Source organism: Planktothrix sp. FACHB-1365 (genome assembly GCF_014697575.1).
Lineage (GTDB): Bacteria > Cyanobacteriota > Cyanobacteriia > Cyanobacteriales > Microcoleaceae > Planktothrix.
The window spans coordinates 18,039-31,655 of the sequence record NZ_JACJSC010000006.1 but is presented as its reverse complement, the minus strand read 5'-3'; the positions used below and the strand labels follow the sequence as shown (position 1 = coordinate 31,655).

The 13,617-nt window shown below is 37.4% G+C and carries 12 protein-coding genes; 6 read left to right on the top strand and 6 right to left on the bottom strand.

Annotated elements, in window-relative coordinates; translation table 11 throughout:
• Positions 1–8 precede the first annotated feature (8 nt).
• From H6G57_RS09910 to H6G57_RS09900, 3 genes are all read left to right on the top strand, one after another.
• The gene (locus tag H6G57_RS09910) at positions 9–1,010 is read left to right on the top strand and encodes a hypothetical protein (protein WP_190518124.1); all 1,002 of its coding nucleotides are present in this window, start codon (positions 9–11) and stop codon (positions 1,008–1,010) included.
• Positions 1,011–1,089: 79 nt separating this feature from the next.
• Positions 1,090–2,166, top strand: a complete 1,077-nt coding sequence (locus H6G57_RS09905) for a hypothetical protein (RefSeq protein ID WP_190518122.1) — start codon at positions 1,090–1,092, stop codon at positions 2,164–2,166.
• A 153-nt stretch (positions 2,167–2,319) separates the two neighbouring features.
• A complete protein-coding gene (locus H6G57_RS09900; protein WP_072717873.1) occupies positions 2,320–2,652 on the top strand; it encodes a hypothetical protein in 333 nt (110 codons plus the stop codon).
• A 13-nt stretch (positions 2,653–2,665) separates the two neighbouring features.
• Here the strand turns inward: H6G57_RS09900 and H6G57_RS09895 are convergent, their stop codons facing one another.
• From H6G57_RS09895 to H6G57_RS09870, 6 genes are all read right to left on the bottom strand, one after another.
• Positions 2,666–3,178, bottom strand: a complete 513-nt coding sequence (locus H6G57_RS09895) for a DUF3122 domain-containing protein (RefSeq protein WP_199314152.1) — start codon at positions 3,176–3,178, stop codon at positions 2,666–2,668.
• Positions 3,179–3,669: 491 nt separating this feature from the next.
• Positions 3,670–4,683, bottom strand: coding sequence for a saccharopine dehydrogenase-like oxidoreductase (locus H6G57_RS09890; RefSeq protein WP_190518121.1), 1,014 nt, complete (start codon positions 4,681–4,683; stop codon positions 3,670–3,672).
• A 132-nt stretch (positions 4,684–4,815) separates the two neighbouring features.
• Complete coding sequence (locus tag H6G57_RS09885; RefSeq protein WP_190518119.1) at positions 4,816–5,532, bottom strand: hypothetical protein; 717 nt, start codon at positions 5,530–5,532, stop codon at positions 4,816–4,818.
• A 479-nt stretch (positions 5,533–6,011) separates the two neighbouring features.
• On the bottom strand, positions 6,012–6,455 hold the full coding sequence (locus H6G57_RS09880) for a hypothetical protein (protein ID WP_190518117.1): 444 nt from the start codon (positions 6,453–6,455) through the stop codon (positions 6,012–6,014).
• Between the two features lie 237 nt (positions 6,456–6,692).
• Positions 6,693–8,057: a cell wall metabolism sensor histidine kinase WalK gene (locus tag H6G57_RS09875; RefSeq protein ID WP_190518116.1), complete on the bottom strand. Its 1,365-nt coding sequence runs from the start codon at positions 8,055–8,057 to the stop codon at positions 6,693–6,695.
• Complete coding sequence (locus H6G57_RS09870) at positions 8,023–8,712, bottom strand: response regulator transcription factor (RefSeq protein ID WP_375539515.1); 690 nt, start codon at positions 8,710–8,712, stop codon at positions 8,023–8,025. The genes H6G57_RS09875 and H6G57_RS09870 overlap by 35 nt, the downstream gene beginning before the upstream one ends.
• A 117-nt stretch (positions 8,713–8,829) precedes the next feature.
• Between H6G57_RS09870 and ureE the strand changes: the two genes are divergently transcribed.
• The 3 genes from ureE to H6G57_RS09855 all read left to right on the top strand — a co-directional run bounded on the left by ureE (position 8,830) and on the right by H6G57_RS09855 (position 13,522).
• Complete coding sequence (ureE, locus tag H6G57_RS09865; RefSeq protein WP_190518114.1) at positions 8,830–9,273, top strand: urease accessory protein UreE; 444 nt, start codon at positions 8,830–8,832, stop codon at positions 9,271–9,273.
• A 305-nt stretch (positions 9,274–9,578) separates the two neighbouring features.
• Positions 9,579–9,785, top strand: a complete 207-nt coding sequence (locus H6G57_RS09860; protein ID WP_190518111.1) for a hypothetical protein — start codon at positions 9,579–9,581, stop codon at positions 9,783–9,785.
• The gene (locus H6G57_RS09855) at positions 9,782–13,522 is read left to right on the top strand and encodes an MHYT domain-containing protein (RefSeq protein WP_190518109.1); all 3,741 of its coding nucleotides are present in this window, start codon (positions 9,782–9,784) and stop codon (positions 13,520–13,522) included. The genes H6G57_RS09860 and H6G57_RS09855 overlap by 4 nt, the downstream gene beginning before the upstream one ends.
• Positions 13,523–13,617 lie beyond the last annotated feature (95 nt).

Sequence of the window (13,617 nt, the reverse complement as noted above, 5' to 3'; positions counted from 1 at the left end):
AAATGATCATGACCCATTCCCCTTTTGTCCCTAGTAACAAAACACAACTGTTAGCAGCTTTTCAACAAATTTTAACCGAACAAAAACGAATTGAATCAAAAGTTGCAACCAAGGAACAGGAAGCGGAGAAGGAAAAAGGTAAACAAATTTTAGAAACCGCAGCGACCTATACTGTTGACAGTATTGTTAAAGGGTTAGCGGACTTACAACTTGATTTTGGTTCTATTATAACGGAATTAACCGAAAAATTACGAACGGAATCTACAAAGTTAGAGGAGTTAAAACGGGGAATTGAAATTGAGACTCAACAGTTAAAAGAAATTCATAAAATTCGCATTGTTGCTGATTCGCTTCATATTTTAACACAAGAACATCAGGAAAAGTTAAGTTTATTAGAACATAATGCCACAATTCAGCAAGAAAGTTTGCAGAAAGATATAACAACAAAGCACAAAATTTGGGAAAAAGAACAACAGGAATTTGAGATATTAGTTGAAGAGGAAACAGAACGCTTAACGCGCAGTCGTGAACAAGCAGAAGCCGATTATAACTATGAATTGGAACGAACTCGACGTATTGAAACTGATGAATATGAAGACATGAAACGGAAGTTAGAACGAGAGTTACAAGAATTAAATCAAGATAAAGAGAAAAATTGGACAGAACGAGAACGAATTTTAACAGTAAATCAAGCGGAATTTGAAGCGCATCAACAGCAGGTAGCAGGATATGAAGAAGAACTAAAACAAGCCTTTAATACGGCTAAAGAAGAGGCCATTCAAGAAGCAACACGAGAAGCGAAGGTTAAAGCTGATTTATTGACAAAAGAATGGGAATCTACAAAACAGGGTTATGAGTTACAAGTTCTATCTTTAGAACAAACCATTCAACGACAAAATGAACAAATCACCCAAATTTCAACTCAGTTACAAGAAACATTAAAACAAGCTCAAGATCTAGCTATGCGGGCGTTTTCCAGTTCAACTACTGCTAATACTGGCAATAAATAGAGATTGAAAATCAATATTCTGGTATTTTGCAAAAGCACAATTTTTCTACAAATAGAAACAAAAAAAGGAAGCATAAACTATGACCAAAAAAATGAATGACCGCAATACAAAAGCGGAAATTTTGGAAGCTTATCAAGAATTAAATGAAGAAAAAAATGCGTTAGAAGCGCAGATTAAAAAACTTAATTCTACTCGCAATGAAGTTCAACAAACCCGTAAGGAGGAAATTAAACCAATGACCACTACATCTGCTGTTAAAAAGCCAAAAATGCAGCAAACTATTGAGAATTTATTGTTATTACAAACTGGGTTTGGAAGTGCGGTGAGTGAATTATCAGAAGCGTTAACTTCAGAAGCCGTGAAATTGGGAGAATTGCGACAAACCGTTACTCATGAATTGCAACAATTAGAAGAATTACATGATTTAGAAACCGTTGACGATGATACATTAGATAATTTAGTTCAACGTTATGAAGAAAGTGCTAAAACCTTTGATGAGGAATTAAGTGTACGACGAGAAACCTTAGAACAGGAAATTCAAGAACAACAAAAAGCATGGCAAAAAGAACAGGAAGAACATCAACGCATTGTTAAAGAACGAAATGAAACTTATAAAAAATCGCAGTTGCGAGATCAGGAAACCTATAATTATAATTTGAAACTACAACGAGATGTCGATAACGATACCTATTCACAAACGAAGAAAAACTTATATAAACAGGTTGAAGATTTGCAAGAAGAACAGGAAAAACAATGGAATGAACGGGAAGAAATGATTGCTGAACGGGAAAAACTCTATTCTGAGGTTAAAGCTAAAGTAGAAGAATTTCCTCAAAAATCAGAAGAAAATATCAAACGCGGGAAAGATCAAGGACGGAATATTGGCAATTATCAAGCCAAAATTAAAGCCGATTTATTTGCAAAAGAAGTGGAGGGTCAGAAACAATATTATGAATTGCGCGTTAAGTCCTTAATGGAAACCATTCAAAGTCAAGATACTCGTCTACAAACTTTATCGAAACAATTAGATTCGGCGTTAAAACAGGTTCAAGACTTAGCGGTCAAAGCCATTGAAGGCGCTTCTAACGTTAGTTCGTTCCAAGCGGTCAAAGAAATTGCCTTAGAACAAGCTAAAAACCCCAATAAAGGGAAATAAGACTTAATCTATTTGTAGAGATGCGTGATGGCGTGTCTCTACAGGTCATGTTGATTTTTGAAACAAAATCATTTTTTATTGCCATTTTCAGCTAAATCTTGCTAATCTAGTATCAATAAATGTTTGCCAATTTTAGTAAGGATGCTCACTCCCATGAAATCCGAACAAGTTATTACCTTTTTTTCTGACATTATTACTCATAAACCCGAACTATTTCAAGGGGAAATTTTAAAGGATTTAACTCGATTAGAAACCGTTTTGGATGATTCAGAAACAGAACCCGAACCCGAACGTATTGAATCGGTTACAGAAGCGATTATCGAGTTTTGTGATGTTAATCCTGAAATTCATTCTCAACTAACAGAAATGGTTTCAGAACCAGAATTAAATTCAAGTGAAACCTTGGGAGAAAATCAAGTTCAACTGTTAAGTGATTCGATTAAAAAAGTTTTGGATTTACATTTTTTAAACCCCCCTAATATTTGAAGATCAATTTTTATCAGTTCTCCTCGTTGATCAATTCTTTCCACTCTAAAATGATAGGAGCAGGAAGAGTTAAACTGTGTTGTTTATCTTTTAACGGTAAATTTAATTTAACCTGTTCCGTTGAGGAGAGTTGGGGTAAAATTTTCTTGAGGTTATATTCACCCACATTAGGAGCAGGTGCATTGTTAGCAAATTGATCTTCAGCTTGAAAAAGTCTGCCTTGACGAGTGATAATTTCTAATCCTTTAGGATGAAGAAATACAGCTTGATCAGGAAATCCTACTAGGCGTAAATCTATCGTGTTAACCTGTCCATCCTTCACTCGTTTAAACAGAACAACTTGCCAAGATTTTCCAGTTTCATCCCGTAAACTATGGCGGGATTGATACAACATTTGTTCGGGGGATTCTTGTTGCTTGAGAATGGCAGCATTGGCAGGTTCTGGGATTAAAAAATTACTTCCTAATATTAGGAAAAATAAAGTGATTCCAATCACTAGAGATCGGGTTAATAATCTAAACATCATTTTATTATTTTGAGTTAAAAAAATAGGCAATGATTTTATGTCGCTAAATTATTATATATCTTTTGAGTTATATTTGTCAAGTTGGGTTGACATCCAATGAATCTGCAAGTAACTCATCACTTTAGTTTTGCTTGCTAATATATTTGCAACATTGTTTTTATACCGCCGATAAACTTAAAGATTCATACGCGCTTTAGTATCCTAAAAACATTGCGATCGCTCACAGCCCTAAAATTCTTCAGCGAAAGGAACCAAATAAGGTAAAATGTATCATGGCGTAACCTAAACAGAGAGAAAACACCACAATTAAAGAGGTCAAACAAGTATAAATAATCAGTAGTAAAACTCGTTCATATAGCGGCATAGTTGAGCGTTAGGATGAAGGTTAAAGAAGGGATGTTATAATCTTAGAAACCGGGTTTCTCTTTGAGGTTAATTATCATCTATTAAGCTCCCTTCAGGAACCCGGTTTCTGGGACTAGAATTCAGTTTTAACGAACAAATTGAGGCATAATTTCAGCCGCCGTAAATAAACCGTGAATTCCGCGATGATGGAGTTGAATTCCCGCTTTTAAATATCCAAAAGCTGGCCCGCAAACGTTAGCCGCCATGCTGGTTTCATCCCCCAACGTAAAGGTATGGGTAGAAATTTTTCCTTCAAACGTCCGACCTGTAACTTGAACATTTGTACTTAAGGGTTTTTTCGGGTTGCGAGTATCCACAATGCCACCCACCGTAACGCGATCACGTGAACAAATTCCCGCCAATTCTAACATAATATCATCGGCGTGTTCCATATTTTCTAAAGTTAATAACCCATTGGTTTCATCTAATAAAGCTTCTACTTCCCCATCACTCATAGCTCTGGCTTGTTCAATAGTATAACCGGGTAAATGACCAATATCTTCTCGAATGGTGGCGCGATACGCTTCCCAATTAGCAATTCCGACTCCAAAAGTAATTTTAACGCTGTGAATTTCCGTATAACTTTGGGCGGCTAAAGCAGCGGCTGCGGTTAATAACCCCGGTGTCGCACCACAACCGCTCATGTAAGTAATTCCAGAGGCTTGTAACTCTTCTTTTAAATCTAATAATAATTCAACAGCACTGGTGCGTTTAATCGCATCGACTAACACCCCTTTCCACCCCAAGCGAATAAAGGTTTTAGCCACACTCGCCATAAAATCATTGGGTAAATTCGGCAAAGCCAGAAAATAGCCATCAACGTTAGGGGCTGCTTTTACTAACTCTTCAATACTTTGATGACTGAGAACACCATTGGGTTCTAAATACCCGATTGACCCTTGAGATTGGTAAACTTCAATACAGCGATTCGGGTTCAGCCCCTGGACATCATAAGCATATCCTTTTTGATCGGCTACGGCCACCCACTGCATTTGCTGTTTTCCAGCTAAAACCCGTGTTGCGGCTTGTCCTAAACCGCCAAACCCCAAAATTCCAACCCGAATGGGAGATAAACCTGAATTAACCATTACTGGACTCATGACATCTGATTAAATTTAGACAATCTTTTATTATCTCAGGATTCTGGGTCATCCTAATCAATTACCCCCCATGTCCTTGCTGAAAAGACACCTGGGGGGTTTAGTTATTCTACGCGCCGGAGAAAACAACGGTTAATCACGGCGACCCTGGAATAACCCAGATGAATTTCCGGTTTGGGTTGGGGTTTTACTCACTAACTCATCAGGAGTGGTGGAGTCGAGACGACTTTGGGGTTGTTCTGCGGGAGTGGTCGTTTCCGTGCCCCCAGACCCCTCGGTGTCAGAAGCTCTGGGCGGTTGAACTGATGGGTCAGAAGTCGGTCTAGGATTGGTATCTAATAACGTTCCATCGGTATTAGGTAAGGTATTCGGCGAGGTTTCCGGTGTCGTTGGGGGAACGGTCACATCAACATTAGGGGCAGGTTGAGGCGCCGCAGGGGGAACGGTCACATCAACATTGGGTGTCGGTTGAGGGCTAGGAGCTTGGGGGGTTTCTACGGGAACCGGAACCACTTGAGTCCGATTCCTCTCAATAATCACCGTATCTCGCTGAGGTTCTTGGGTTCTCGGTTCATTGTTAGGGATATTGGATTCGGTTTGTTCTGGCCCAACGGTGGGAGCTTGAGGGTCATTGGGTTTAAATAAACTCGGCCAAACCAGAGAACCAATTCCTAATGCTAATAAGGTAGCAATTCCAATGCCAATTAAAGTACCCCATGTCGCTTCATTGTTGGCTTTTGTTCTTTCGGTTTGACGAATATATTCATCCCGTACTGGTTCAGGAGTATATCCGTTTTCAGAAGGAGTATTCCGATTAGAATAGGAATTATTTCGAGTTTGATTATTCATACATTTCTCCCTAGGTTCATTTTAATTAAAAATGAATGATTTAGATGAACTGATCGGGAATAGATGGGTTATCCCTTGGGTTTGCTCTAAAGGTTAAAGGAATAAACACTGCTCTTAAAATGCAAAAAAATAAGGATACTAAAAACCAAAGGAAACAATAATAAGTTAATTTCCTTTGCTGACCCTGTTTTTTAAACCTAAAGATTATGAACCCTGAACCCGATCTTTTTAAAGATATCCAAAATTCTTTTAACACTTAATCTGTCGGCAGAAAGAAGATTCTATCTATCTTTAGAAAGGGTTTAATTTTTAATAAAATCCAGAAATCATTTTTTAAATTAAAAATAAACTTTAAAATCGGTGAAACCTTTAATATATAAAGGTTTTTAGCAATAATCAAGCTCATGATTAGATATCCCATAACACTCTAATTGAAATCAAGTCTTCACACCCGTTCCTTCGGTTGATGATAAGCGAAGTCAAGCAATATTCGTTTTCTCATCGGGTAAAAATCGAGTTAAACTTTGTTCGACAACTCCCAATCTCCACCCCACTTGTATTCCCATTAGATAAGGCGGAACCGGATTTTGGTTGAGATCTAAAGCTAATGCCATTTTAACTTCTTGAATAGGAATTTGAGAGGCATCATATAAGACTTGATTACATTGTTTTCCCATTTGGTAGCCTTGAATAAACTGTTCATTATTTTCTAGGTTTTTCTCAACGCATTGAAGCTTGTATAAATCCAATATTTCTCGAACTTTTGCTAATTCTGTAGTCATTCTATCCTGTTGATTTCGCCAAGAAATCTGTAATTTATTCCCAGAGTTGATCGTATTAATTTTGTGTTCAAGTTGGCTGATTAAAACATAAATTTCTTGATGAAATTGACAGTTACAATTGACGGAAACGACAGTATTCATAGGATAACTAAAAGCCAGATAGGGGGACGGATAACCGATACAGGAAAGGCAACTTGCAAACTTTTCTCCGTAGAAAAGAGGAGAGTGGGGGGTAAGTCCCAGTAGGGGCGCTTACCCAAACTTCAGAGGTGATGTAAAAAAAATTTAATTTTCATAAACTTTTTTAACAATGATTCATCGATTGTTGATACTTAGTTTTAACTTAAACCGAAAAAGTGAAGATCTGGGAAAGATAACTTAAGTTAAAGACTTGAAGTCAGAGTTCTTCGGGAAATTTGCCCCTGTTATGGTTGAAGAAATACGGGGTAAATGGACAAAAAAGCAACTCCCGACTCCTAATTTAGAGGCGACAGTAATTTTACCTCCATGTTGGAGTGCCACCGCTTGAGCAATGGACAACCCTAGTCCGGTGCCTCCTTCCCGATGAGAACGCGCTTTATCTGCCCGCCAAAAACGGTCAAAAATGAAGGGTAGATGTTCTTCTGCAATTCCAATTCCTGTATCTTTAATGGTAATGACAGCAAAGCGATTTTGCTTCTTTAAAAATACGGTAATTTTACCCCCGGTTGAGGTATATTGGATGGCATTTTCTAATAAATTAGAAAATAAACGACTGAGGCGAGTGGGCTCTCCATAAATCATTAAATTGATAGAAACATGGGCAATGAAGCGAATTTGTTTAGCTTGAGCAGAAGGTGCAATTAAATCAATCACATCTTGCAAAAGTTCATGGAGTTTAATGGGTAGCCATTCATGAGAAAGTTTAGAGGCTGAAACATCTGTTCGCGCTAAAAATAATAAATCATCAACGAGATGATTCATTTGAACGGTAGCACTACTAATGGCGGAGAGTTTTTTGAGATCTTTGGGATGAATGCGTTCTAAATGAGTTAACATCACATCCACAGAGGTTTTAATGGCTGTTAAAGGACTGCGTAATTCATGGGAAGCATCGGCAGTAAATTGTTTGAGTTGTTTATAACTTTGTTCAATGGGTTTTAAGGCTTTTTGTGTTAACCATAACCCGCCAATTCCTGCTAATCCTAACGCTAGAGATCCCCCAATTCCTAACCAGAATAATAATTGTTTTTGAGAAATTTTAATCGATTCAGTCGATTGACTAGCGCGAATAAACCCTTTTAAAATGGGTTTTTTATTGGATGAATTTGTAAAGACAGAAATGGTATAGGTATGAATGGCAAAGGGATGATGGGATAAGTGAATCTTAGAAACGCCGGGTTGAGGAGGAAAATACAAGACTAATTCTCCTCTTTGAGCTAATAATTCTCCCTTGGCATTAAACCATTCTAAACTTTGTTGATCACGGTTAAATAAGTCTCGCCAAGGAAAAACAGACATTTGATCTAAATATTCATTCCCTCGTTTTTCTACTTCCCTCAAGGAAGGGGCAGCAGATTGGGCTAAGACTCGAAGTTTTTCATCTAATTGCTGATAAAAACTATAACTAAAAAACAGATAAACGCCGAGGGCAAACAAGAATAAAATGGCTGCCATTACCGTTAAATAAGACAATAATAAATGCCATCTTAAATATCTAAAATTAAAATCACGAGTTTTCTTTAAGTCGGTATCCCAAACCATAGACTGTTTCAATTAAATTACCCGGAGCACCAACCGCTTTGAGTTTAGATCGTAAACTTTTAATATGGGTTTTAACCGTTGCTTCTGTCGGAATCTCCTCCCATGACCAAAGTAAATCTAAAATTGCACTGCGACTAAATACACGACGACCATTTCTGAGAAAAAGTTCAAGTAATCGATATTCTTTTGGAGTTAAAGAGAGAAGTTGACCTTGATAAGTCACTTCACAAGAAGTCGGATCTAGTTGTAAATTTTCCCATCGGAGAACTGGAGGTAAACTTTCTCCCCATCGACGAAGTAAGGCTCGAATTCTCGCTGAGAGAACCTCTAAATCAAAGGGTTTAACCACATAATCATCCGCCCCTGCATCTAAGCCTAGAATTTTATCCGTTCTAGTATCTTTTGCTGTTAAAATTAACAGGGGAGTGTTATAACCTTTTTCTCGTAAACGTTTACAAATTGTAATTCCGTCGAGTTTCGGTAACATGACATCCAGTATAATTAGATTATAATTAGAACTCTCTGCCATTTGTAAACCGATTTCTCCATCGTGGGCGACATCAATTGAGTAATGTTGATCCGTCAAATATTCAACCAGTGCTTCCGTGACTCGCTCATCATCCTCAACCAGCAATAACTTCATGGATTGACTCATCATCCAAAGGGTATACTTTAATTTTACAATTTTAATCAAACAATTAGACTTGATAATATAAAGCTAATATAATAACATTGATTCTGAATTGAGAACAAGCTCCTATTAAATTTTATTATGATTGTTTTTACCCAATCCCATCTAGCCAATGACAATCAATGCGTTAATGTTTATCTACCTTTAACGGCTGAACAACGAACCAAAGCTCGTCAGTATATTGAAACTTTAGAGGGTGAAACCTATTATATTCGTCTACCTAGAGGAATAGTTTTAAAAGAGGGAGATTTATTAACCTCGGATACTCAAGATTGTTGGGCTAAAGTCATTGCTAAACCAGAACCCATTATCACCGTGAGGGCAAACTCTTCCCTCGATTTATTAAAAGCGGCTTATCATTTGGGAAATCGTCATGTTCCTTTAGAAATTACCTCGGACTATTTACGATTTTCCCCCGATGGAGTATTATCTTCAATGTTAGTGCAAATGGGATTAACCCTTCAAGAAGAAACTGCCGCTTTTTATCCTGAACGAGGGGCTTATGGACATCATCATTCATCTTGATATCCAGCCTTCCCAGAACAATTCAAGAACGATTAGCTTTAGGAAAGCACAAATCAATTTAATTCAATAGATCAGCATCATCAGGTCTTACATTCTAAGCCGATGATGGTTAAATAATCTCGAACAAAATTACACTTTGCTTGGGCAAAACTTTCCCTCGAAGGATGATGTTATCTACGCTATTTAGGGAAGCCTGAACGGGTGAGCTTGCATATTATATCAGATAGTGCGATTAGTCGGGCTTATTTTTTGATTTCAATTGAACTGATTTATATTGTTAAAAAGCGTCAGGATGTACCCTTTGATTGGGCATTACTCATCAAGGTTATTTATACTGTAATTCTACCTTAGCAAAAGGCACAGAATTTATGATTTCCATTCCTCTGTATGCCTTCGGACATCCTGACACCCTTGCCTTTCCCGTTTGCCATTTTAATCAACCCTCCTTAGATTCAGCTTTGACTGTTTCTAGTCAACCGTTAGTCATCAATTATTTAACAACTCAAATATGAAATCTTTAGTCATGATGACGGTGATTCAAGGTCATTATCAACCGTCTTTAGTGGTTCTCTCTTTTTTAATTGCGGTGATTGCCTCTTATACGGCCTTGGATTTAACCGGACGGGTAACACCCGAATCCCCCCTCAAGAAGCGTCTCCTCTGGGCCTGGGGAGGGTCACTGGCGATGGGTACAGGGATATGGTCGATGCACTTTATCGGGATGTTGGCGTTTCAACTTCCGCTCCGGGTGGCCTACGATCTCAAGATTACTATCCTATCCTGGGGGGTGGGCGTGCTCGCCTCTGGGCTGGCGTTGCTGTTATGGAATCGACCTAAACTCAGTCTCGGAGTGCTTTCCGGTGGGGTGGTCTTAGGATTAGCCATTGTGTCCATGCACTATGTGGGAATGGCAGGCATGATGATTCCAGGCGCTGTGATGGAATACAATTTAGCCCGTGTTCTGATGTCTGTCGCCATCGCTATTTTTGCCTCAATTGCTGCTTTGGGGATGACATTTTACTTAAGACATTCAGGTACCTCTGGGTTGAATTGGATTAAGGGAGGCAGTAGCCTGGTCATGGGGATTGCCATCAGTGGAATGCACTACACAGGAATGTGGGCGACTAAAATTATTGAACAGTCTTCTATTACGTTTAATTCTGAGGAAATTTCTGCCCATTCCGGTTTAGCATTGCAAATAGGAATCGTGACCTTAATGCTATTGGTGGGAACTTTAGTTACGTCTTTGTTAGATCAACGCTATAGCGCTCAATTACTATATCAAAATGCCCTGCAAGAAAGTGAAAAACGCTTTCGTTCTCTGATTCGAGAAATGCCAGTGGGCGTGTTATTGTTAACGCCCCAAGGAGAGATTATTTTGAGTAATCAATTTGCTCAAAATTTGTTATTTCCCATTGAACCCCAATTAGAGGGAAAAAATCTATTTTCATTACCCGTGAAACTTCTCAATGAAGAAGGCAAACCCTTGGGGGAAAAAATGGAGTTCATTCATCAAGCGATCGCCCAAGGTCAACCCATCCGCAACTTAATTCTTGGACTGGATCAACAGCCGTCTTCTGCAACCCTTCATTGGTTATTGTTGAATATTGATCCTGAGTTTAATGAAGACCAAAAATTAGAACGGATTGTTTGTACCTTTAATAATATCACAGAACGCAAAAACCTGGATCAAGAATTAGCAAAATCACGACAATTTTTAAATACGATTATTGAGAATATTCCTTTGGCTTTATATGTTAAAAATGTTGAAAGTGACTTTCAATTTGTTCTTTGGAATAAAGCCAGTGAAAAAATCTTTGGAGTTAGCCGCGAGCAAATTTTAGGAAAAAACATTTATGATCTGTTACCTGAAAAACAAGCCCAGCATTTTCGTTCCCATATTTTAGAGGCTTTAACTCACCAAAAACCGATAGAAATTCCTGAAATTTTAATTCAGACTCCTGCTCAGGGTGACATTTTATTAAGAACTTTAAAAATCCCCATTATCAACCATCAAAAAACTACTCATATGCTGTGTATTTCTGAAGATATTACCAATCGTAAAAATACTGAAATTGCCTTACAAGAAAGTTTAGAACGAGAACAAGCGTTAGCAAAAGCCATCCAACGGATGCGCCAAACCTTAGATATCAAAACCATTTTTTCCACCACCGCTTCAGAATTAAGACGAGTGATTAATTGTGATCGAGTTGTAGTGTATCGTTTTCGTCCTGACTGGAGTGGAGAATTCATTGCAGAATCTGTTAATGCGGGATGGATTTCTTTATTTGAAGAACAAAATTATCATCCTAAACTTCAAGAAAATGCTATTGCGAATGAACGGTGTACTGTTAAATTATTTGAGAGTAACTCCAAGCCTAATTATTTATCCCCTGTCATCCAAGATACTTATCTTCAAACCACCCAAGGAGGATTGTATAGTCAGGGAGTCAATTACCGGGCTGTTTCTGATATTTATCAAGCTAATTTTGACGAATGTTATATTCAGTTATTAGAAAGTTTACAAGCCAGAGCTTATATTATAGTCCCCATTTTTTCTAACCATCAATTATGGGGATTACTCGCCACCTATCAAAACTCTAGTTCCCGTCAGTGGAAACAGGCAGAAATTAATATTGCAGTGCAAATTAGTAATCAATTAGGCGTGGCTTTACAACAAGCTGAATTATTAGAAAAGACCCAAAAACAATCTATTGAACTTCAAAAAGCAGTAGCGGCTGCTGATGCCGCTAATCAGGCTAAATCGGAATTTTTAGCCAATATGAGTCATGAGTTAAGAACTCCCTTAAATGCCATTTTAGGGTTTACTCAATTGATGAATGAAGATACAATTCTATCTCCCAAGCATCATCAGTATCTGGAAATTATTAATCATGCGGGCGAGCATTTATTAACCTTGATTAATGACATTTTAGAAATGTCTAAAATTGAAGCGGGAAGAACAACCTTTAATGAACATCAGTTTGATTTAATTAATCTTTTAGAGGGGTTAAGAAAAATGTTGCAGATGAAAGCAGAATCTAAAGGGTTACAATTACAATTTCAATATGCACCCAATTTACCCCGTTATTTGCAAACGGATCAAGGAAAATTGCGACAAGTTTTATTAAATTTATTAAGCAATGCGATTAAATTTACAACCCAAGGTCAAGTTACATTAAGAGTAAAACGTGAATATCAAATTTTTAACTCTGAGTCTTCAGTTTCTCCTAACTCAGAAGATAGAAATTCAGCTAATATTTACATAGAAAATTTTTCTGTTACTCCATCTCCTGATGCAAAAGCAGAGTTTATTTTATTTGAAGTTGAAGATACAGGCTTAGGAATTTCCCCGGAAGAAATACAGTTACTATTTGAACCCTTTAAGCAAACAGAATCAGGACGTAATTCTAATCAAGGAACAGGATTAGGTTTAGCGATAAGTCGAAAATATATACAACTAATGGGAGGAGATATTCATGTCAGTAGTCAACTCGGAGTCGGAAGTTTATTTATGTTTGAAATTCCGATTCATTTTTTAGACTCCTGTGAATTTTCCTGCAATGCTAATAAATCTAAGGTGATTTCCCTGGCTCCCAATCAACCTGAATATCGAATTTTAATTGTAGATGATAATTTGGATAGCTGTTTATTATTAAGCGAATTATTATCAGAAATTGGGTTTAAAATTCAACAAGCTGGAAATGGTCAAGAAGCCATCAATTGTTGGGAAACTTGGCAACCTGATTTAATTGTAATGGATGTCAGAATGCCCGTGATGGATGGGTTAACGGCATCAGCTTTAATCAAAGCAACATCTCTCGGAAAACAAACTAAAATTATTGCTTTAACCGCGAGTGTCTTTGAGGAAAATCAGCAAGAAATTTTAACATCGGGTTGTGAGGATTTTATTGCTAAACCCTTCAAAGCTGATCATTTATTGGATAAAATTAATCAACATTTAGGTGTAAAATATTTGTATCAACAGGATGAATTGCCACTGGAAACATCGGCTCCCACACATCCTCAACGTTCAGCAGAGGATTTGGGTGATCTTCTGAACACAATGTCTCCAGAGTGGCAAAGTCATCTCTATTGTGCCGCTGCTCAAGGAAGCGATCTAAAAATATTAGATTTAATTGAGCAAATTCCCCCAGACAATCAAGTGCTAATTGAAAAATTGAAGGATTTAACTGAAAATTTTCAATTTCAAATTATTTTAAAATTTACTGAAGCTTATAAATCATAAAAGCTGGCATCAACCCAAAACAATATTAATCTTCAGGGGATTAAATTAAAAGATAAAATTTTAAGCTTTTGTTATTGATTCACTCTATCCTATTT